Here is a 19,502-nt window from a genome sequence, read left to right as displayed (position 1 = left end):
TCCCCAGGTGGCTCGGTGAACGAGTGAACACTCGTCCACCTCCACGACCCTGCGGTGAACACGAACTTGCTTCGGCACGACGAACAGTCCCGCCGGAGCCGGGGCACCCCCCGGCCGGGCGGCGGCTCCTCAGAGCACGAAACCGTGCGGGAACGGATCGGCGGGATCCAGCAGATAGTTCGCGGTGCCGGTGATCCAGGCCCGCCCCGAGAACTCCGGTACGACCGCGGGCAGCCCCGCCACCTCGCTCGTCGCGAGCAGCCTGCCGGTGAACCGGGTGCCGATGAACGACTCGTTCACGAACTCGGTGTCCAGCGGCAGTTCGCCGCGCGCGTGCAGCTGCGCCATCCGCGCGCAGGTGCCGGTGCCGCACGGCGAGCGGTCGAACCACCCCGGCCGGATCGCCATCGCGTTGCGCGAGTGCCGCGCGTTCGAACCCGGCGCCAGGAACTGCACATGGCCGCAGCCGCTGATGAGCGGATCCACCGGGTGGCGCGGCAGGTTCTGTTCGTTCACCGCGTGGGAGATCGCGAGCCCGGCGGCGAGGATGTCGTCCTTGCGCGCCCGGTCGAAGGGCAGCCCGAGGTCGGCCAGTTCGACGATCGCGTAGAAGTTGCCGCCGTACGCCATGTCGTACCGGACGTCACCGATCCCGGGGACCGAGACCTTCGCGTCGAGTTCGAGCGCGAAGGCGTCCACATTGCGCAGCGTGACCTGTTCGGCGACGCCGTCGCGCACCGCGACCCTGGCCTCCACCAGACCCGCGGGGGTGTCGAGGCGTACCACCGTCTCCGGTTCGTCGACCGGGACCATGCCCGTCTCGACCAGCACGGTCGCGACGCCCACCGTGCCGTGCCCGCACATCGGCAGAAACCCGCTGACCTCGATGTAGAGCACGCCCCAGTCGGCGTCGGGGCGGGTCGGCGGCTGGAGGATCGCGCCGCTCATCGCCGAGTGCCCACGCGGCTCGTCCACCAGGAACCTGCGCAGTTCGTCCAGGTGCTCGATGGCGTACCGGCGCCGCTCGGCCATCGTGTCGCCGGGAATCGGCGGCACACCGCCGGTGACCACCCGGGTGGGCATGCCCTCGGTGTGCGAGTCGACCGCGCTGATGGTCCGTACGCTGCGCATCAGACCTCACTCCTCGCCGCGCCGGCCCCCGTGTCGCGCGCGATGGCCTCGATCGCCTTGCGCATCTCGGCCTCGACCTGCGCGCGGTTGACGTCGGTCAGCGGGCCGCGCGGCGGGCGGCACGGGCCGCCGAAGCGGCCGACCATCTCCATGCCGAGCTTGATGGCCTGGACGAACTCGGTACGGGAGTCCCAGCGGAACGCGGCGACCAGCGGCTCGTACAGCGCGCGCGCCTCGTCGAGCTTGCCCGCCCTGGCGAGCGCGAACAGCCGCGCCGACTCGGCGGGGAACACGTTCGGGAAGCCGGCGAACCAGCCGGTCGCGCCCATCAGCAGGCTCTCCAGGGCGACATCGTCCGCGCCGCTGATGATGTCGAGCTCCGGTGCCCGTTCCTTGATCTCCAGCACCCGGCGCACATCGCCGGAGAACTCCTTCACCGCCCGGACGTTGTCGATCTGGGCGATCTCCGCCAGCAGTGCGGGCGTCAGGTCGACCTTCGTGTCCACCGGGTTGTTGTAGACCATGACCGGCAGCCCGACGGCGGCCACCGCCTCGAAGTGCGCCAGCACCTCGCCGTGGTTGGCGCGGTACATCGTCGGCGGCAGGCACAGCACCCCGTCGGCGCCGTCCTCGGCGGCGGCCTCCGCCCACCGCGCCGCCTGGTGCGAGCCGACCCCGTGCACCCCGACGATCACCTTGCCGCGGCCCGCGACGGCCGCTATGGCGGTACGGGCGACCGTGCGGCGCTCCTCGTCGGTCAGCGACGAGTACTCACCCAGCGACCCGTTGGGCCCGACGCCGTCACAGCCGTTGTCGACCAGCCACCGGCAGTGCTCGGCGTAGCGGTCGTGGTCGACGGCGAGACCGGCGGGCGCCTTCGGGTCGGAGCGGTACGGCAGCGCGGTGGCCACCACGACTCCGGTCAGCGGGCTGGTCTCCTGCGTGCTGGGGGTCATGACGTGCTCTCCTCGACGGACGGATCGGAACTCTGACGTGGGGTGCCCGGCGGGCTCGGCGGCTCCGGCGGGCGGGCCAGCTCACCGAGCCTGATCGGCTCGGCGACGGGCCGGTGATGCGGTCCGGGCGGCACCGGGTCACCGGGGCGGCAGCCTGCCGGACGGCCGCCGGCCGCGGCACGCAGCTCGGCGACGGTAGGTCCGCAGACGCGCGCCTGACAGGGCCCGAGCCCCGCCCGGGTCGCGAGCTTCGCCACCCGCGGCTCCGTACCCGCCGGATCCCGCGCCGTGCGCCGGACGGCCGCGTAATCCGTCTCCTCACAGCGGCAGATGACGGTGTCGGGCCGCAGCCAGCCGGGCCAGGCCCGGCCGATCGGATGCGCCGCGGCCAGCCGCGCCGCGAACGCCCGCCCCTGGTCACGGCTGCGGCGCAGCGCCGTCAGCGCGCGGGCCTCCGGGTCGCCGCCTGCCGCGATCCAGCCGGCGAGCGCGCCCTCGGCGCGGGCGGCCGGGGCACCGGCGACACCGGTGATCTCGCCGGCCGCGTACACCTCGGGACGGCTGGTCGCCTGGTCGTCGTCCACGTCGACGAACGCCTCGGCGGGCGACCCGCCCGGCCCGGGGCGCAGCGCGCACCCGGCGGCGACCGGCAGCTCCAGCTGCGGGGTGAAGCCGTGGCCGACACAGACGGCGTCCACGGCCGTGGTCCGCTCACTGCCCGGCACCACCGACCAGTCGGCGCGCACCTCGGCGCTCACGATCTCCTCGACGCGCTCGTCGCCGCGCGCCTCGACCACCGCCCTGCCCGGCCGGTACGGAACGCGGTGGCGGCGGAGCGTGGCCGCGTACTCCAGGAGTTCACCGCTCTTGCCCGCCTGGGCGGGCAGCTCCCAGGGGCGCCGCAGCCAGCCGCGCAGCACCCCGCCCGTGCGGGCGGCCTCCAGCACCTCGACCACCTGGGACCCGGCCGCCAGCAGAGCGGCGGTCACCGGCAGCAGGAACGGGCCCGTGCCCGCGACCACCACCCGGTCGCCGATCACCAGCCGTTCGCCCTTGGCCAGCGCCTGTGCGGCGCCCGCCGTGAAGACACCGGGCAGCTGCCAGCCGGGGAACGGCAGCACCCGGTCGTGCGCGCCGACCGCCAGCACCAGCGCGTCCGGCGCCAGCACCCGGCGCAGCCGCGCACCGGGGCCGCCGCCGGGATCCCCGGTCAGCACGTGTACCAGCGGTGGTGTCACCGAACCGGGGTCCGGCTGTTCCAGCGCCCAGACGGAACTCTCCGCCCACCACGAACAGCGCGGGTGGCCCAGCACCCGGCGGCTGCGCGTCTCGAACGCGCGGTAGCCGTGGTGCAGCGCCTCGGGGCTGGCCGCGTCGAAGGCGTCGGGAAGCATGCGGTGGTACTGGCCGCCGGGCCGCTCGGCCGTGTCGATCAAGGTCACCTCGGCGCCGGCGGCCAACGCGGCGTCCGCGGCGGCCAGTCCGGCGGGACCCGCCCCGACGACCACCACATGGCGCCGGGTCATCGCGCGTCCCCGAAGTCGGTGCCGGTCCCGGTGCCGGTGCCGCTGCTCGTGCTGCTGCCCGCATCGCCGCCGGCGGCGCGGGACTGGGTGGTCACCGCGTCGCCGTCCAGTGCCCGGCGCCGGCAGGCCCGTACGTCCCGCTCACCGTTGACCGTCACCACACAGTCGAAGCAGACACCGATCCCGCAGAACACTCCGCGCGGCGCGCCGGACGGGCTCCGCCGCCAGGACGTCCGGCCGGCCGCCAGCAGCACACCCGCCAGGGACTGCCCGGCGACGCCCGCCAGCGGTTCGCCGTCGACGGTGATGGTCAGCGGCCGGTCCCTGCGGCCCACGGGATCGGACCCGGCCGGTACGAGTCTCGGGCTCATGACGACTCCTCGGTCGTGGACGGCGTGTCAGTCGGCGTCTCAGTCGGTGCGTCAACCGGTGGGCCGGACGGTGGGCCGGTCCCTGCGGACGTCTCCGTGGCCAGTACGGCGGGCCTGTCCACCCGGAACGGGGCCGCGTCGATCGCCGTCGGCTCCCCGAGCAGCAGCTCCCGCAGCAGCCGCGCCGTACCCACGGACAGCCCGATCCCCGCCCCCTCGTGACCGCTCGCGTGCCACAGGCCCGTCAGCCGCGGGTCGGGGCCGATCACCGGCAGATGATCGGGTACGTACGGCCGGAAGCCGCCGTACGCGCGCATCACCTGCACACCGGCCAGCGAGGGGAAGAGCCGTAGCGCCTTCGCCGCGATCGCCGACAGCACCTCGGGGCGCGTCCGGTCGTCGAAGCCGACCCGCCGCCGGGAGGAGCCGAGCAGCACACTGCCCGCCCGGGTCGCCTCGACCACCGCCGAGGTCTGCAGATCGCCCGCGCCGCTGCCGACGGCGCCCACGTAGTCCGCGTCGTACACCTTGTGGAAGACGGTCGGCGGCAGCGGGACCGTCACCAGCACCTCGCCCCTGCGCGGCCTGATGTCCACCGGTGCGCCGAGGCGCGCCGACAGCTCACCGGACCACGGTCCCGCCGCGTTGACGAACACATCGGCCGACAGGATCCCCCCGGAGGTCCGCACACCCGTCATCCGGCCGCCGCTCCGTACCGCTCCGAGCACTTCACAGCCGGTACGCAGGACGGCTCCCGCGGCGAGCGCGTCCGACAGCAGCGCGGTCGCCGCCCCGGCCGGCTGCACCTGGGCGTCGTCCGGATAGCGCATGGCGGCGGTGTGTCCCTCGGTGACGAAGGGTTCGGCGGTGCGCAGCTCCGCGGCGTCCAGCGGCTCGGCCCGTACGCCGGCGGCCCGCTGGGCGGCGGCGAACGGCAGCAGCCCCGCCGCACCCCCGGCCGTGGTCGCCACGACGATGCCGCCCTTCGGCTCCCACTCGACCGCTTCGGCGCCGCCCGCGCGCCGCTCGGCGAGCGCCGCCAGCACCTCGGGCCACAGCCGGCGGGAGAGCTGGGCGAGTTGGAGTTCGGGCCCCGGGCCCTTGTCGGAGACCAGGATGTTGCCCTCGCCGTGCGACGTGGTGGCGGCGGCCGCGCCGCCCCGGTCGACCACGACCACCTCGAACCCGGCGAGGGACAGTTCGCGGGCGCAGGCGGCGCCGATGATTCCGGCGCCCAGCACCACCGCCCGCGTTCGGGGCATCCGTCCTCCACTGTTCTGTAAAGCGAACGGTCTTGAGCGTATGGGGCCGTCCGGAGCGTGTCAACGCACCCTGGCTAGTGCGGGGCGCCCGGCGGCTGCGGCTGGTCACTGCCCGACCGGTACTGGAGCAGCAGCACCGAACGCACCGGACCTTCGGGGGCGCTGTAGCAGTGCGGCAGCGAACCGTCGAACGAGACGTAGTCGCCCGGCCCCAGCTCCAGCCGGTGGCCGTCCACCTCCACGTTCAGCCGGCCCGCCTGGACGACGGTGTGCTCGGTGCCCGCGTGCCCGAGCGAGGGCTGCCGCGACCCGTCGCGCACCTGCTGGTCGTAGACCTCCATGATGACACCGCCGGCCTCGATCCGCCGCAGTGCCCGCAGGTCGACGCCCGCGCCGCTCAGTACATCGGTCTCCGCCGCGCGCACCACCGTCACGGCGTCCGCGTACTGGGTGTCGAGCAGGTCCGAGATCGGCAGCTCCAGGGCGCGGGACAGGCTGAAGACCGTCTCGATGGTCGGGTTGCCGGTCGCCGACTCCAGCTGTGACAGCGTGGCCTTGCCGATCTTGGACAGCCGTGACAGCTCGGAGAGCGACAGTCCGCGCCGGGTCCTCTCCCGCCGCAGATTGGCGGCCAGAACGTCCCTGACCGAACTGTTGGGGGACTTCACGCGGGCTCCTTCGGCTGTCGATAATGGTCGTTGCAGTGTAGGGATGACGCACCAGGTCCGTTCGACATAGTGAACGCGCTCATGGGGGTGCCGACGGAACCAGGACTCGGAGTGTATGAGTCCGATCTCCCGGCCTCAGCCGTTGACCTTGGTAGTAACCGCTTTCTACATTGAGAGTCGTGCGGGCCGTCGCTTCGACCGGTCCGCGCATCCCCGACACACAAGGACGGACATGACCTACCTCGCTGCCGACGAGCGCTACTCCGGTATGCAGTACCAGCGCAGCGGCCACAGCGGAGTGCTGCTCCCGAAGGTCTCGCTGGGCATCTGGCACAACTTCGGGGACACCAGCCCGCTGGAGACCCAGCGTGCCGTCCTGCGCCGCGCCTTCGACCTCGGCGTCAGCCACATAGACATGGCGAACAACTACGGTCCGCCCTACGGCAGCGCCGAGGCCAACTTCGGTGTGCTGTACGACCAGGACTTCCGGCCGTACCGCGACGAGCTGTTCGTCGCGAGCAAGGCCGGCTACGACATGTGGCCGGGCCCGTACGGCGAATGGGGCTCGCGCAAGCACATCCTGGCCAGCCTGGACCAGACCCTGCGCCGCACCAACCTCGACTACGTGGACCTCTTCTACTCCCACCGGCCGGACCCCGGGACACCGATCGAGGAGACGGTCGGGGCACTCGCCTCGGCGGTACGGCAGGGCAAGGCCCTCTACGTGGGCCTGTCGAACTACAGCACCGAGCAGATGACCCGCGCCGCCGCCCTGTTGAAGGAGCTGGGCACCCCGCTGCTGATCAACCAGCACCCCTACTCCCTGCTCAACCGCGACATCGAGAACGGGCTGATCGCGGCGTCGGCCGAGGCGGGCGCCGGAGTCATCGCCTTCTCGCCGCTCGCCCAGGGGCAGTTGACGGACCGTTACCTCAACGGCATTCCGGCCGACTCCCGGATGGCGGTCGGCCACTTCCTCAAGAGCGATGTGCTCACGGACGAGCGGCTCGCCCTGCTGCACGCCCTGAACAAGTTCGCCGGGCAGCGCGGTCAGTCCCTCGCGCAACTCGCCCTCGCCTGGGGGCTGCGCGACACGCGCGTCACCTCCGTGCTCATCGGCGCCAGCAGCGTCACCCAGCTCGAACAGAACCTCGGCGCGCTCGAAGCGCCCGCCCTCAGCGAGTCCGAACTCGCCGAGATCGACCGGCTGCTGGCGGAGGAGGCGGCGGCCTGACGGTTCAGTCGCGGGTCAGGGTGGCAGGGGACCCGGCGGACTGGGCACCCTCGGCCTCCAGGGCGAGGGTGTCCGTGTCCTTCATCGTGATCACGTAGATGTGGTCCGTGGGGCATGTCTCGTTGGTCGCCGGGTCCGTCGGATGGGCGGTGACCGCCTCGAACACCATCGACGTCGGGTGGACCTCGGTCAGCTTCAGCGCCTCCGTGCAGCCGACGTTGATGTCCGTCCCCGCCGCGTCGACATCGCTGACCTGACTGCCCACGAGCTGTCCGAGGTCGGCCGCGTGCAGCGTCAGGGCGACATGGAAGCGGCCTACCTGAGCCGTCCCCGGACCCGTGCCCGACCAGTGGCCGACCCAGGACGCCGGCAGCGCGTCACCCGCGTCCGCCGACGCCGGTGACGACGCCGAGGGGGACGAGGACGATCCGCCGCCCCCCGCGCCGTCCGACGATCCGTCGTCGTCGCCGTTCTGGGTCTGTACGAGTACGAAGGCGACAGCGGCGGCGACAAGCACACCGCCGGCCAGCAGGGCGGCCCACCGACGCCCCGCGCCACGCCGTGCGGGCCCTGCGGGCGCCCCGGGCCCGGTGTACGGACCGGGCCCGTTGTACGGCCCCGGCTGGGTGTAGGGCGCAGGCGGGGTGTACGCGGCCGGTTGGCTGTACGGCCCCGGCTGCGGGTACGTCGCGGCGTACGGCGGCGCCGACGGGTACGCGGGAGCCGGCGGCGCGCCCGTACCGTCCCCGGCCCCTGCCTCCGCGAACGCCTGGCGCATCGCCTGCTCACGCGCCCGCAGCTCGGCCGCGAGGCCGTCCGGCAGTACGGACGGCCACCGGCCCGCCGGCTGCCCCGCGCGCTCCAGCAGCGCGCCCGCGGCGGCCGCCGTGGGGCGTCGCTCGGGTTCCTTGGCCAGACAGCCGCGCAGCAGCGCTCCCAGCGGATCGGGCAGGCCGTCCAGGGCGGGTTCCTCGTGCACGATCCGGTACAGCAGCGCGGGGGCCGACGGCGTCTCTCCCGGACGGGAGAACGGGCTGCGGCCGGTCGCCGCGTACACCAGCACGGCGGCGAGCGAGAACAGGTCGCCGGGCTCCGCCGAACTGCCCGACGTCGCCTGCTCGGGCGCGAGATAGCCCGGCGAGCCGATGACACCACCGGTCCTGGTGTGCCGGGAGTCGTCGGCGGCACGCGCGATGCCGAAGTCGATGAGCAGCGGCCGCTCACCGCCGAGCAGGATGTTCGACGGCTTGATGTCGCGGTGGCTGAGCCCCGCCGCGTGCACCGCGCGCAGCGCCTGGCACAGTTCGGCGGCCAGTGACAGCGCGGCGGCCGGCGGCAGCGGCCCGTTGCGCTCCACCCGGTCCGCGAGCGAGGGCGCGGCCACGTACTCGGTGGCCAGCCACTGCGGCCGGGCGCCGGGCGGGCTGTAGTCGACGACGGTCACGGTCCACGGCGACCGCACCCGGTCGGCGTTGCGTATCTCCCGGTCGAACCGTTCGGCGAAGCCGTCGTCGGCGCCGAACTCGGACCGCAGCGTCTTCAGCGCGAGCGGCCTGCCCGACGGCGTACGCGCGAGGTACACCTGTCCCATGCCGCCGGCGCCGAGCCTGCCGTACAGCGGATATCCGCCGATGACCCGCGGGTCCGAAGGATCCAAGCTCTCCATGGGCAGCCACATTAAAGGGGCACACCACGGCACGGGAGCGCGCGGGTACTCATCTTCGCCCCCGCACCCCCACCCCCGTCTTCGCCCCCGCACCCGGGCGGGACCCGAAGCGCCCCTGGACGGCGCGCGCCCCCGCCGGCCACGGTCGGTGGCCGACGGGGGCACGGAGGCATGCCAGGTGTGGTGGCGGGACAGGCGTCAGTGACGGGGACCGCGCTTGCCGCCCATGTCCTTGCCGCCCATCTCGTCGCCCTCCTGGCCCGAGTCGTACTCGATCTGCTCCTTGCGGACCTCGGAGGAGACCTCCTGCTGCTCGGTGACCTTCTCGGTCTCCATGCGCACCCGCTCGACCGCGACGGTCTCCTTGCGTACGACCGGCTGCTCGGCGTGCAGCGTCACCTGGGTCTCGGCCTCGCCGATACGGCCCTTCGTGCGGTCGCCGTCCGTGATCGGCTCGTGGATGACCCGTACCTCTTCGTGGCTGACCGGCACGGTCGTGGTGATGTTCTCCGTCACGACGACCTTGCGCAGCCGGGCCCGGCCGCTCTCGTGCTCCTCGGTACCGACGTGCAGCTGCTCCTCCGACCGGATCAGCTCCTCGCCCCTGCGGTGGTCGCCGGTGCCGGTCATGTCGGCGTCCGCGAAGCCCATGCCGACGCCCTCGGACTTGGCCGTACCCGCACCACGGCCGGTGCTGGTACCCGCGTCCACACCGCCGGCCACGCCACCGGCCGCACCCGCGCCCGCACCCGCGCCGGCGGCCATGCCGGTGCCGGTCGTCCCGCCGGTGTCCTTGGTGGTGTCCGTGCCCTTGGCCCCGGCCATGCCGGAGCTCATGCCGGCGCCGGCGCCGGTGAGGCCGTAGTGCTCGTAGAGCTCACGCTCCTGGGCGGCGTCCAGATGCTCGTCGGCGTCCAGGCGCGGGGCGTCCTTGACGGTTTCCTTGGGGTGGGCCACATGCAGCCCCTCGCCGGTGCGCCGGGCACCGGACAGCGGGACCAGGCTCTCCTTCATACCGAAGAGACCGGTTTTCACGGTGACCCACTCGGCGCGGCCGGTGCGGTCGTCGACATAGACCTGGCCGACGTTGCCGATCTTGTCACCGTCCCTGTCGTAGGCGGTCAAGCCGTTCAGCTCACCGGGGTTGTTGAAGACGCCATCGGCTGACATCTGCCATCACTCCTTGCTGCGTGGGGGAGCGCGTCCAAGGGAGCGGTCCCCTCGGAGTCAGGCGCGCATACGTCCATCGCGCCTCGCCCCGGTGGGTAAGGCAACCGCAGACGGCACGCACGGGCGGCGGGGACCGCCCGTGCCCGCCGCCCGGACGGGATCCACGCCCTGCCACCGGCTCGTTCCGCACTCCGCCATTCGGGTGAACGGGGAACCGGAACGCGGCGCGCCGTGTCAGCCGCCGGGTCTTCGGTGATCCTTGACTGCTGAGACGCCGCGACTGCCGAGGAGAGCGCCGATATGCCAGTGCAACGTGTGGGTGTCGTGGTCCATCAGGGCCGTCCCGCGGCCGTGGAGGCCGCCGACGTCGTCCATGACTGGTGCCTGTCCCACGGCATCCCGTGCAAGGAGATCGACGTCTGGAAGGACCACGAACCACGGCACGGCGGCCAGGAGGAGGCGGTCGCGGCCGGCAATCCCGACCTCGTCGTCACCCTCGGCGGCGACGGGACCTTCCTGCGGGGCGCGCGGATAGCGGCCAAGAGCGACGCGGCCGTGCTCGGCGTCGACCTCGGCCGCGTCGGCTTCCTCACCGAGGTGCCCGCCAACGACGTGGGGCGGGCCCTGGACGCCGTGCATGAGGGCAGGGCCACGGTCGAGGCGCGGATGACGCTGGCCATGCGGTCGTCGAGGCCGCTGGAGATCCCGACCGCGATGGAGGCCCTGCTGCGCTACGGCCGCGGCCCCGCGCTGCCGCCGCCCGAAGTCCGCCCCGACGTCGCGGGCGGCGAGGGCTGGGGGATGGCGCTCGACGCCATCGCGCTCAACGACGTCGTACTGGAGAAGCTGGCGCGCGACCGGCAGGTCAGCCTCGGCGTCTACATCGCGGGGCGGCTGCTCGCCTCGTACTCGGCGGACGCGGTCATCGTGGCCACCCCGACGGGCTCCACGGCGTACAGCTTCGCGGCGGGCGGGCCCGTGCTCTCCCCGCACATGGACGCGGTGGTCTTCACCCCGGTGGCGCCGCACATGACGTTCGGCAGGACCGTCGTCGCCGCCCCCGACGAACCGGTCGCGCTGCGGGTGCTGCCGCACTCGGGCGACGCGGCGCTCAGTATCGACGGGCAGCTGCGCGGGGTGCTGAAGCCGGGGGACTGGGTGGGGGTGTACGGGGCCAAGTACCGGCTGCGGCTGATCCGGCTGGGGCCCACCGACTTCTACACCAGGCTCCGCGACCGGTTCCGGCTCACCGACGCGCCGGCGACGGCGGCCGACGGCCAGTCGGCCCCGCTGTTCCGGCCCGACGGACCCGTCCCCGAGGACCTGGCGCATCTGCGGATGCCGCCGGCCGACGAGGTGTGAGACAAGGGGGGTTCGGACCGGTCAGGCCCGAACCCCCCTTGCGTAACTGCCCAGTTGGGTCAGTCGTCCGGCTTGGTCGTCCGGGTCAGTCGTCCTTCACGTCGTGCGAGTAGTCCTTCGCACACTGGTCCTTGTCGGACTGGCTGTTCGCGTGCTGCACACAGTCGTTGTAGTTCTTGAAGTCGTCCGAGTTCAGGATGGAGGCGCCGATCGCGACGAGCACCCCGGAGACGATCAGACCCAGCGCGCCCAGCACGGCGCCGACGATCGCCATGGTGCGATGCGGTGCCTGGCCGCCCCTGGCCCGGCGCGCCGCGATGATGCCGAGCACGATGGCGATGATGCCGAGGACGATCCCGCCGATCACCGTCCAGAACAGCACGCACGACACGATCCCCAGTGTCAGTGCCGCGATCGCCATCCCGTTCTTCTGTGTGGGCGTCACGCCACACCCCTCCCTGTAAGTCCCGGATAAAGGCTGTCTCCCGTGTGCCCCCGGTGGCGCGATCAAACGGGAAGCGCGCGCCGGGTCGTCTCACCGACAATCAAATGTGTCTGGACAAAAAAAGTGTTCGGTGAGACGGTGGAGTCATGTTGGACGTGACCGTGATCGAGGACGCGACGGCGGCAGCCGTCTCACTGGACCCTGTACGGGCGCGGCTGCTCGCCGAGCTGGCGGTGGGACCCGCGTCGGCGACGATGCTGGCCGGCCGGGTCGGACTGCCGCGCCAGAAGGTGAACTACCACCTCAAAGCGCTGGAGCGGCACCACCTGGTGGAGCTGGCCGGCGAGCGCAGGAAGGGCAACGTCACGGAGCGGCTGATGCGGGCGACCGCCGCCTCGTACGTCATCTCGCCGCTCGCCCTCGCGGCGGTCCAGCCCGACCCGGACCGCTTCCGCGACCAGCTCTCCGCCCGCTGGATGCTCGCCGTCGCCGCCCGCCTCGTACGCGACGTGGGCACGCTCATCACCGGCGCCGCCAAGGCCCGCAAACGCCTCGCCACCTATGCGCTCGACGGTGAGGTCCGGTTCGCCTCCGCGGCCGACCGGGCCGCGTTCGTCGAGGAGTTGACCCGGGGCGTCGGGGCGCTGGTGGCGAAGTACCACACGGCGGACGCCGAGGGCGGCCGGGACCACCGGATCGTCGTCGCGCTGCATCCCACCGTCAAACCCACCGCCGAAACCACTGCCGGACCCACCGCCGACAACACCGTCGAAACCACTGCCAGAACCACCGGCGAACTCAGCCAAGAGCCGGGCGACCAGCCGGCCGAGGAGTCCGGTCGGAGGAGGAACCATGTCGAAGGAATTTGAGATCGTCCGCGAGTTCGAGGTCGAGGCGAGCCCCGCCGAGGTCTGGGCCGCGATCACCGCCGGCACGGCCGCCTGGCTGTGGCCCCTGGAGTACGAGCACCGCGAGGGCGGCGCCGCGCCGTTCGGCGGCACGGTCACCGCGTGGCAGCCGGAGCGCCGGCTGACCGCGCGGACCGAGAACGTGGAGGGCATGGACCAGCAGACGGTCAACCAGCTCGACCATGTCATCGAGCCGCGGGAGGGAGGCGGTTCATGGGTGCGTTACGTGCACAGCGGCATCTTCGTCGACGACTGGGAGAACCAGTACGACGGCGCCGACAAGCACACCGACTTCTACCTGCACACCCTGCGCCAGTACTTGCTGCACTTCACCGGCCGCGCTGCCACGTACGGGTCGGTCGACGGACCTGCGGCCGCCACGGCGAAGGATGCCTTCGACGCGGCTGTCCGGGGCCTCGGGGTGCCGGACGAGGCGGCGGAGGGTGACACGGTGACGTTCGCGGTGCCCGGCGGCCGGAGCGGCGACGCCGTGGTCGACTTCCGCAACGCGTACTTCCTCGGACTGCGCACCGACGACGCGATGTACCGGCTGTTCGGCAGGAACCACTGGGGCGCGCCGGTCGGGGTCTCCGTGCACGACTTCGCCCCGGGCGCCGACGCCAAACAGATCGAGAGCGCCTGGCAGAGCCGGCTGGACGGCCTGTTCGGCTGATCCACCGGGTCCCGCGTCCCGGGCCTCGGGCCCGGGGCCCGGGACGGCTCGTGGTTACCGGTCCGGGATCTCGCCTCCGGACCGGGTCCACTGCCGCAGGCGTTCGGCCGGCCAGGTGTTGACGACCCTGTCGGCCGGTACGCCGCACTCCTCGGCCCGTGCGCAGCCGCGCAGTTGCCAGTCGAGCTGCCCCGGCGCGTGCGCGTCCGTGTCGATGGCGAATAGCGTTCCGGCCGCGACCGCGCGGCGCAGCAGCCGCCGGGGCGGATCGAGCCGTTCGGGACGGCAGTTGATCTCGACGGCCGTCCCGGACTCCGCGCATGCGGCGAAGACCGCCTCGGCGTCGAACTCCGACTCCGGGCGGCCCTTGCCGGTCAACAGGCGGCCGGTGCAGTGCCCGAGGACATCGGTGTGCGGATCGCGTACGGCGGCGACCAGCCGGCGCGTCATGGCGCGGGCGTCCATCCGCAGCTTCGAGTGCGCCGAGACCACCACCAGGTCCAGCCGGGCGAGGAGTTCGGGCTCCTGGTCCAGTGAGCCGTCCGGCAGGATGTCGCACTCGATCCCGGTCAGCAGCTCGAACGGCGCCCAGCCCGCGTTCAGTTCGGCGACCACGTCGAGCTGTTCGCGCAGCCGCTCGGGCGACAGGCCGCGGGCGACGGTGAGCCGGGGGGAGTGGTCGGTGAGGACGGCCCACTCGTGCCCCAGGGCCGCGGCCGTCCTGCCCATCGCCTCGATGGGGCTGCCGCCGTCCGACCAGTCCGAGTGCAGATGGCAGTCGCCGCGCAGCGCGGCCCGCAGCTTCTCTCCGCCCTCGGCGAGCGGTGCGGCGGCCTCCCTCTCCAGCCGGCTGAGATAGTCCGGCACGACGCCGTCCAGCGCCGCGCGCACGACGTCCGACGTCTTGGGGCCGATCCCCGGCACCCGGGTGAGGGTCCCGGCCGCGGCGCGTTGCCCGACCTCGTCCGCCGGCAGGCCGGAGACCGCCTCCGACGCGGTGCGGAACGCCCGTACCCGATAGGTCTCGGCCCCCGACCGCTCCAGCAGGAACGCGATCCTGTCGAGTGCCTGCACCGGATCCATGGGCGCTCCCAGCGTGTCGGCTCGGGTGTCGGGTGGGTGGTCGGGTCGGCTGTCGGTCCCTTCCGGCATTGTCGGCGCCGCCGTGCCGCGCCGCATCCCGCCGCGGATTCCGCTTCGTCCTGAACCGCCTGCCGCCTCGCGGATTGGGTACCCGTTGCCCATCGCTTGACCAGACCTTGACCTGTACGCCACGGAGGGCGCCATGTCGGTGACGACGCACCAGGACGAAGACCACGCCGACGGCGGGCAGGAGGTCGGTGGCAGGGAGGAGACGCGCGAAGAGCGTGCCGACCGTCAGTGGGGGGAGCTGATCCAGGAGATACGCATAGCCCAGACCGGCGTGCAGATCATGTTCGGCTTCCTGCTGACCGTGGTGTTCACCCCGCGCTTCGCCCAGCTGTCGGAGGCGGACACGACGATCTACCTGATCACGGTCGTCCTGGGCGCGGCCGCCACCGGAGCGCTGATCGGCCCTGTCGCGCTCCACCGGGTCGTCTCCGGGCGGCGTATCAAGCCCCGGGCGGTGACCTGGGCCGCCCGGCTGACCGTCACGGGCCTCTCCCTGCTGCTGGCCACGCTCGTCACGGCGCTGCTGCTGATCCTGCGGGTGGCGACCCACAACCACCTCGTGCCGTGGATCGTGTCGGGGGTCTTCGCCTGGTACCTGTTCTGCTGGCTGTTCCTGCCGCTCTGGGCGGGACGCGACGGCAAGGAGTAGGACCACATGACAAGGCCCCGCGGGCTGGTTGCCCGCGGGGCCTGTCACCGCGTCGAACTCCGCTCGACGTTCCCCCGGTCGTGCCGACACTGCCGCGCCGTGCACCCTTGGCCTGCGCGACGGTGCGCGCGGTCCTCGTCGAATGGAACCTGTGGAGCCTGACCGAAGCGCCCTAACTACTGGGCGAGCTGTCGTCCGGTCCACGTCTCTCGGCCGGATGTGTCCCGACCGGCCGCCGCCGAGTGTTGGCGGTGCAAGGTCCGGGCGGGATCCGACATGGCGACAAGGACAGGAAGATCCGGGTCACGGCTGATCCGGTCGTGACGGCCGGGGGTGTCCGACAGAGATCAGGCAGAGGTGGCGCGACGCTTGCGCGAGGCCCACAGGATGCCCGCACCGGCGATGAGGACGACAGCGGCGCCGCCGGCGATCATCGGGGTGGAGCTGGAAGAACCCGTCTCGGCGAGGTCGTCTCCGGCCGGGCTGGGCTGCGAGGAGGGCAGCACGGCGGCGGGGGAGGTGCTCGACTCGCTCGGCGCGGGAGACTCGACGGCGGGCGACGAGGTCTCAGGCGCGGGCGTCGACTCGGACGGGGCCGGCGACGAGGACTCCTGGCCGGGGCACGGCTTGACGGTCTCGTCCTTCTCGAGCGCACCCTGACCGTCGGCCGACTTCACCGAGAGGTGCAGCTGGAGGTTGCCGTCGTGGTCCGGCAGCGCGAAGGTGTTGTGGAACTCCCTCTGGAAGGTGGAGTCCAGCAGCTTCTTGCCGCCGTCCGTCTCGTTGGTGACGGTGACGGTGTTGCCCGGCTTGGCGTCGTAGTTCGTCAGGTTGACGGTGACCGACGAGCAGGTCACCGTCCACTCCGGGGTGTGCGCGGCGGCCGGGACGGCCGACAGGCCGACTCCCAGCATCCCTGCCGCGGCGACCGTTATGAGGGCGCCGGGGCGCCTCCACGATCCTCTGAATACAGTCACAGAATTCCTCCGCGATAAACGGCGCCGCCCACATTGACGGCGCGCGCGCACAGTATCGCCCTCGCCCCTGGCGTCATCACTCACCCCTCCCAACTCACGCTTCCCACGTGCGCGATGGCGCGAAAAGAGTGCCGGAACGCCCGGAATTCGCCGGACGGGGGCGGCAGGATAGGTAAGTTTGCGCACCTCAGCCGGTATTCATCACAGGTAACAGAATATTCGGCAAAGTTTTCGTCAACACGCCTTCGCCGAACCGGCGTTGGTCCGGTTAGCGCCGTTTTGTTCTCCGGTCGCGCCGCGGCAGCGCACCCACCGTCCACTGCCTGAAGGCCGCCAGCCGGGGGTGCTTCTCGCGCTGTTCGCGCGACGACCGGTCCAGCTCCTCCATGAGCCGCTGCGAGCGGTTCTCCATGTCCAGTTCGTCCAGCATCCGGTCGATCTCGGTGAGCACCGCACCGTACAACTGCCACTGCCGGGGCCGTTCCTGAATCCGGAGCAGCAGCAGCTGCGCGACCTCTTCCCTGCTCGCTGTCGCCGCCGCCAGGTCCTCGGCCAGCCGGCCCTCCGCCATCTCGGCGCTCGCGCTCACATCGCTGGTGACCAGCACGGCGAAGCTCACCACGGCGTCCGCGAGATGACCGAGCAGCTCCTCGAGCGCCGTACCGATCTCCTCCGGGAACAGCGGCTCCTCCCTGCGCGCCTTCGCCAGGTCGGTGAGTGTCCTCGCCAGGACCCGCAGGACCACCGTGCAGATCTCCAGCGTGTCGAGCCCCGTGCGCAGCACCACCCGGTGCAACAGGCCCTCCCTGACGCGCGGATTGAACCGAACGCTCTCCTCCGCCTGCCGCAGCGAGGCGTCGACCTCGGCGATGTCGTTGTCCAGTCGGCGTGCCTCGTGCAGTCGCGCGGCCGCGAGGCCGACCGGCTTGGGCGCGCTCAGGTCCTCGCTCACCCGCAGGATCAGCTGGCGCATCCGGCGGGCCAGGCCCTCGATGGACTCGCCCGCTGTGCTCACCCAGACCGGCGGGACGAACAGCACGTTGAACAGCAGCCCCACCACGGCGCCGATCAGGGTGTCCAGCACCCGGTCCCAGGCGGTGTTGGCGACCTGGGTCACCCCGAGGACCAGCATGGCGCTGATCCCCACCTCGACCACGAACTCACCCGCGCGCACGAACCGTCCGACGACGAGCGCGGCCAGCAGCAGAATGGCCAGGCTCCACCAGGTCAGCCCGACCAGCGCGCTGAAGGCGATGGCCATCAGCACGCCGGTCACCACGGCGTTCACCCGGCGGATGCCGGTGGTCAGCGTGGAGTAGAGCGTCACCTGTACGACGAGGAGCGCGGTCAGCGGCGCGGTCAGCGGCGCTGCCTCGTTGCTCAGCCGCAGCGCCACCACGTAGGAGATGGTCGCCGCGACGACGGAGCGCAGTGTCTGGGCGACGGTCGGGTCCCGGCGCAGCCGGACCAGGTCCGCCGGCAGGGCGCTCATTGTTTCTCGGACGTCACGCACCTCGTCACCTTTCCCCCTCCTGGGCGCTCCGGACCGGAACCGCGCACGGAGAGACGCGAATACCCCGGCCGGTCGCGTCCATACGGAGCAGCGGCGCATAACGTCGGGGGAGTACGCACCGCCGTTCCGAATGCGAGGCTCGAAATGAACGCGGGGTTCCCCCTGGCAGAGGCGGCGCGCGCCGGCGATCTCACGGAACTCGACGAGAAGGTGACGCATTGTCGTGCCTGTCCGCGTCTGGTTGCCTGGCGGGAACGGAAAGCGGCCGAAGGACTGCCCGCTTATGCCGGGCAGGAATACTGGGCGCGCCCGGTGCCCGGATTCGGTCCCCCGGACGCGGCGATGCTGCTGGTCGGTCTCGCCCCTGCGGCGCACGGCGGTAACCGCACCGGCCGCATGTTCACCGGCGACCGGTCGGGTGACGTGCTCTTCGCGGCCCTCCACGAGGTGGGGCTGGCGAGCCGGCCCGACTCGCGTTCGGCCGACGACGGGATGCGGCTGCACGGCGTACGGATGACGGCGCCGGTGCACTGCGCGCCGCCGGAGAACAAGCCGACCCCCGAGGAGCGCGACACCTGCCGGCCCTGGCTGGTCCGCGATCTGACCCTGCTGCGGCCCACGGCGCGTTCCCTCGTGGTGCTCGGCGCGTTCGGCTGGCAGGCCGTCTTCCCGGCGCTGGCGGCCGCCGGCTGGTCGGTGCCCCGGCCGCGGCCGGCCTTCGGGCACGGCGCCCGGGTCACGCTGGCGGCGGCCGACGGCGGCGCGGGACTCGACGTGTTCGGCTGCTACCACGTCAGTCCGCGCAACATGTTCACCGGCAAACTCACCACGGCGATGCTGCGCGACGTACTGACCGAAGCGGCGGAGGCCGCAGGCCTCCGTACCCGCGATCCCGCTACGCCGGACCGGCGAACGGGTCACTCGCCCCGGTGAGCCGCAGGCTCGCCCGCCACAGCTCGGCGCGCGCCGCGGCGTCGTACGCCTGCGCGGCGGGCCGGGTCTCGCGGGTCCGGTCGAAGAAGCGGCCCGTCGTGTCCGCCAGCGCCGGGTCGGTGACCAGCCGCAGGGTCGCGGCCGTGCCCTCTTCCAGGGTGTCGACGCTGCGGCCGATCTCCGACAGCACCATCTTGGTCGGCATGTAGGTCGCCGGATGCAGGCTGTTGACGGTGACCTCGGCGGCGGGCAGCCGCCCGGCCAGCTCGAAGCCGGACATGATCTGGGCGAGCTTGCTCTGGCCGTAGGCACGGCCGCCGTCGTAGCCGCGCTCCAGCATGAGGTCGTCGAAGTCGAGCGGACTCTGGCCGAGCGACGCCACATTGACGATGCGGGCGGGCGCCGACGCCCGCAGCAGCGGGAGCAGTTCGACGGTCAGCAGGAATCCGGCGAGATAGTTCACGGCGAAACGCAGCTCGTAGCCGTCGGCGCTGGTCCTGCGGGTACGGCCGTCCGGCTCGCCCGACCCGATGCCCGCGTTGCTCACGAAGACGTCGAGCCGGTCGGTGAGCCCGCGCACGTCGGCGGCCAGCCGGCGGACCTGGGCCAGGTCGGCGAGATCGGCGAGCACGGTGTCGGGACGTACGGCGCCGGCCGCTGCCAGTGCGTCGGCGGTCGCGTCGAGCCGGTCCTGGTCGCGGCCGTGCAGGATCAGCCGGGTGCCGTCACCGGCCAGCCGGCCGGCCAGGGAGCGGCCGAGGCCGTCGGTCGCTCCGGTGACGAGAACGGTTCGGGTGCCACTCACGGGGTTCCTTCCAGGGAGATCCGGGCGGGCGCCGCCAGGATGCCACGCGCGGGGCGCCGCGGCGCCGCGGGGCCAGGTGGCCGGGCCGGTCGCGCGAACAG

At 72.4% G+C, this 19,502-nt stretch carries 19 protein-coding genes; 6 read left to right on the top strand and 13 right to left on the bottom strand.

Annotated features, from left to right (window positions below):
* Positions 1 to 129: 129 nt before the first annotated feature.
* The 6 genes from OHS57_RS04280 to OHS57_RS04255 all read right to left on the bottom strand — a co-directional run bounded on the left by OHS57_RS04280 (position 130) and on the right by OHS57_RS04255 (position 5,914).
* A complete protein-coding gene (locus OHS57_RS04280) occupies positions 130 to 1,131 on the bottom strand; it encodes a proline racemase family protein (RefSeq protein ID WP_041998362.1) in 1,002 nt (333 codons plus the stop codon).
* Positions 1,131 to 2,087: a dihydrodipicolinate synthase family protein gene (locus OHS57_RS04275; RefSeq protein ID WP_041998364.1), complete on the bottom strand. Its 957-nt coding sequence runs from the start codon at positions 2,085 to 2,087 to the stop codon at positions 1,131 to 1,133. Before OHS57_RS04275 ends, OHS57_RS04280 begins: the two co-directional genes overlap by 1 nt.
* Positions 2,084 to 3,613, bottom strand: coding sequence for an FAD/NAD(P)-dependent oxidoreductase (locus OHS57_RS04270; protein ID WP_328581072.1), 1,530 nt, complete (start codon positions 3,611 to 3,613; stop codon positions 2,084 to 2,086). The genes OHS57_RS04275 and OHS57_RS04270 overlap by 4 nt, the downstream gene beginning before the upstream one ends.
* Positions 3,610 to 3,984, bottom strand: a complete 375-nt coding sequence (locus OHS57_RS04265; protein WP_328581071.1) for a (2Fe-2S)-binding protein — start codon at positions 3,982 to 3,984, stop codon at positions 3,610 to 3,612. The genes OHS57_RS04270 and OHS57_RS04265 overlap by 4 nt, the downstream gene beginning before the upstream one ends.
* On the bottom strand, positions 3,981 to 5,246 hold the full coding sequence (locus OHS57_RS04260) for an NAD(P)/FAD-dependent oxidoreductase (RefSeq protein WP_328581070.1): 1,266 nt from the start codon (positions 5,244 to 5,246) through the stop codon (positions 3,981 to 3,983). Before OHS57_RS04260 ends, OHS57_RS04265 begins: the two co-directional genes overlap by 4 nt.
* A 74-nt stretch (positions 5,247 to 5,320) precedes the next feature.
* Positions 5,321 to 5,914 (bottom strand): helix-turn-helix domain-containing protein, encoded by a 594-nt coding sequence (locus OHS57_RS04255; RefSeq protein WP_041998372.1) that lies wholly within the window; start codon positions 5,912 to 5,914, stop codon positions 5,321 to 5,323.
* A 232-nt stretch (positions 5,915 to 6,146) separates the two neighbouring features.
* On the opposite strand from OHS57_RS04255, the gene OHS57_RS04250 reads away from it, so the two are divergent.
* Positions 6,147 to 7,148 (top strand): aldo/keto reductase, encoded by a 1,002-nt coding sequence (locus tag OHS57_RS04250; protein WP_328581069.1) that lies wholly within the window; start codon positions 6,147 to 6,149, stop codon positions 7,146 to 7,148.
* Positions 7,149 to 7,152: 4 nt separating this feature from the next.
* Here the strand turns inward: OHS57_RS04250 and OHS57_RS04245 are convergent, their stop codons facing one another.
* Complete coding sequence (locus OHS57_RS04245) at positions 7,153 to 8,814, bottom strand: serine/threonine-protein kinase (RefSeq protein WP_328581068.1); 1,662 nt, start codon at positions 8,812 to 8,814, stop codon at positions 7,153 to 7,155.
* Positions 8,815 to 9,012: 198 nt separating this feature from the next.
* Entirely contained in the window at positions 9,013 to 9,984 is a 972-nt protein-coding gene (locus OHS57_RS04240) for a PRC and DUF2382 domain-containing protein (protein WP_041998377.1), read from the bottom strand.
* Between the two features lie 300 nt (positions 9,985 to 10,284).
* Between OHS57_RS04240 and OHS57_RS04235 the strand changes: the two genes are divergently transcribed.
* Positions 10,285 to 11,346 (top strand): NAD(+)/NADH kinase, encoded by a 1,062-nt coding sequence (locus tag OHS57_RS04235; RefSeq protein ID WP_041998380.1) that lies wholly within the window; start codon positions 10,285 to 10,287, stop codon positions 11,344 to 11,346.
* A gap of 85 nt (positions 11,347 to 11,431) precedes the next feature.
* On the opposite strand, the gene OHS57_RS04230 is transcribed toward OHS57_RS04235, so the two are convergent.
* On the bottom strand, positions 11,432 to 11,791 hold the full coding sequence (locus tag OHS57_RS04230) for a DUF4190 domain-containing protein (protein ID WP_107070247.1): 360 nt from the start codon (positions 11,789 to 11,791) through the stop codon (positions 11,432 to 11,434).
* 146 nt (positions 11,792 to 11,937) lie between these two features.
* Between OHS57_RS04230 and OHS57_RS04225 the strand changes: the two genes are divergently transcribed.
* Both OHS57_RS04225 and OHS57_RS04220 read left to right on the top strand, forming a co-directional pair.
* A complete protein-coding gene (locus tag OHS57_RS04225) occupies positions 11,938 to 12,660 on the top strand; it encodes a helix-turn-helix domain-containing protein (RefSeq protein ID WP_241778829.1) in 723 nt (240 codons plus the stop codon).
* On the top strand, positions 12,644 to 13,372 hold the full coding sequence (locus OHS57_RS04220; RefSeq protein WP_328581067.1) for an SRPBCC family protein: 729 nt from the start codon (positions 12,644 to 12,646) through the stop codon (positions 13,370 to 13,372). The genes OHS57_RS04225 and OHS57_RS04220 overlap by 17 nt, the downstream gene beginning before the upstream one ends.
* A gap of 54 nt (positions 13,373 to 13,426) precedes the next feature.
* Here the strand turns inward: OHS57_RS04220 and OHS57_RS04215 are convergent, their stop codons facing one another.
* A complete protein-coding gene (locus tag OHS57_RS04215) occupies positions 13,427 to 14,455 on the bottom strand; it encodes a PHP domain-containing protein (protein ID WP_328581066.1) in 1,029 nt (342 codons plus the stop codon).
* 202 nt (positions 14,456 to 14,657) lie between these two features.
* On the opposite strand from OHS57_RS04215, the gene OHS57_RS04210 reads away from it, so the two are divergent.
* A complete protein-coding gene (locus OHS57_RS04210) occupies positions 14,658 to 15,173 on the top strand; it encodes a DUF6328 family protein (protein WP_328581065.1) in 516 nt (171 codons plus the stop codon).
* 347 nt (positions 15,174 to 15,520) lie between these two features.
* Here the strand turns inward: OHS57_RS04210 and OHS57_RS04205 are convergent, their stop codons facing one another.
* Both OHS57_RS04205 and OHS57_RS04200 read right to left on the bottom strand, forming a co-directional pair.
* On the bottom strand, positions 15,521 to 16,150 hold the full coding sequence (locus OHS57_RS04205) for an LAETG motif-containing sortase-dependent surface protein (RefSeq protein WP_328581064.1): 630 nt from the start codon (positions 16,148 to 16,150) through the stop codon (positions 15,521 to 15,523).
* A 268-nt stretch (positions 16,151 to 16,418) separates the two neighbouring features.
* Complete coding sequence (locus tag OHS57_RS04200) at positions 16,419 to 17,663, bottom strand: FUSC family protein (RefSeq protein ID WP_443042840.1); 1,245 nt, start codon at positions 17,661 to 17,663, stop codon at positions 16,419 to 16,421.
* A gap of 144 nt (positions 17,664 to 17,807) precedes the next feature.
* On the opposite strand from OHS57_RS04200, the gene OHS57_RS04195 reads away from it, so the two are divergent.
* Complete coding sequence (locus tag OHS57_RS04195) at positions 17,808 to 18,596, top strand: uracil-DNA glycosylase (protein ID WP_328581063.1); 789 nt, start codon at positions 17,808 to 17,810, stop codon at positions 18,594 to 18,596.
* Here OHS57_RS04195 and OHS57_RS04190 read toward each other — a convergent pair.
* Entirely contained in the window at positions 18,559 to 19,401 is an 843-nt protein-coding gene (locus OHS57_RS04190; RefSeq protein WP_328581062.1) for an SDR family NAD(P)-dependent oxidoreductase, read from the bottom strand. The genes OHS57_RS04195 and OHS57_RS04190 overlap by 38 nt on opposite strands.
* Positions 19,402 to 19,502 lie beyond the last annotated feature (101 nt).

This window comes from Streptomyces sp. NBC_00370 (assembly GCF_036084755.1).
Lineage (GTDB): Bacteria > Actinomycetota > Actinomycetes > Streptomycetales > Streptomycetaceae > Streptomyces.
Note: the sequence above shows the minus strand (reverse complement) of the source record. Positions and strands in the feature narration are given on the sequence as shown.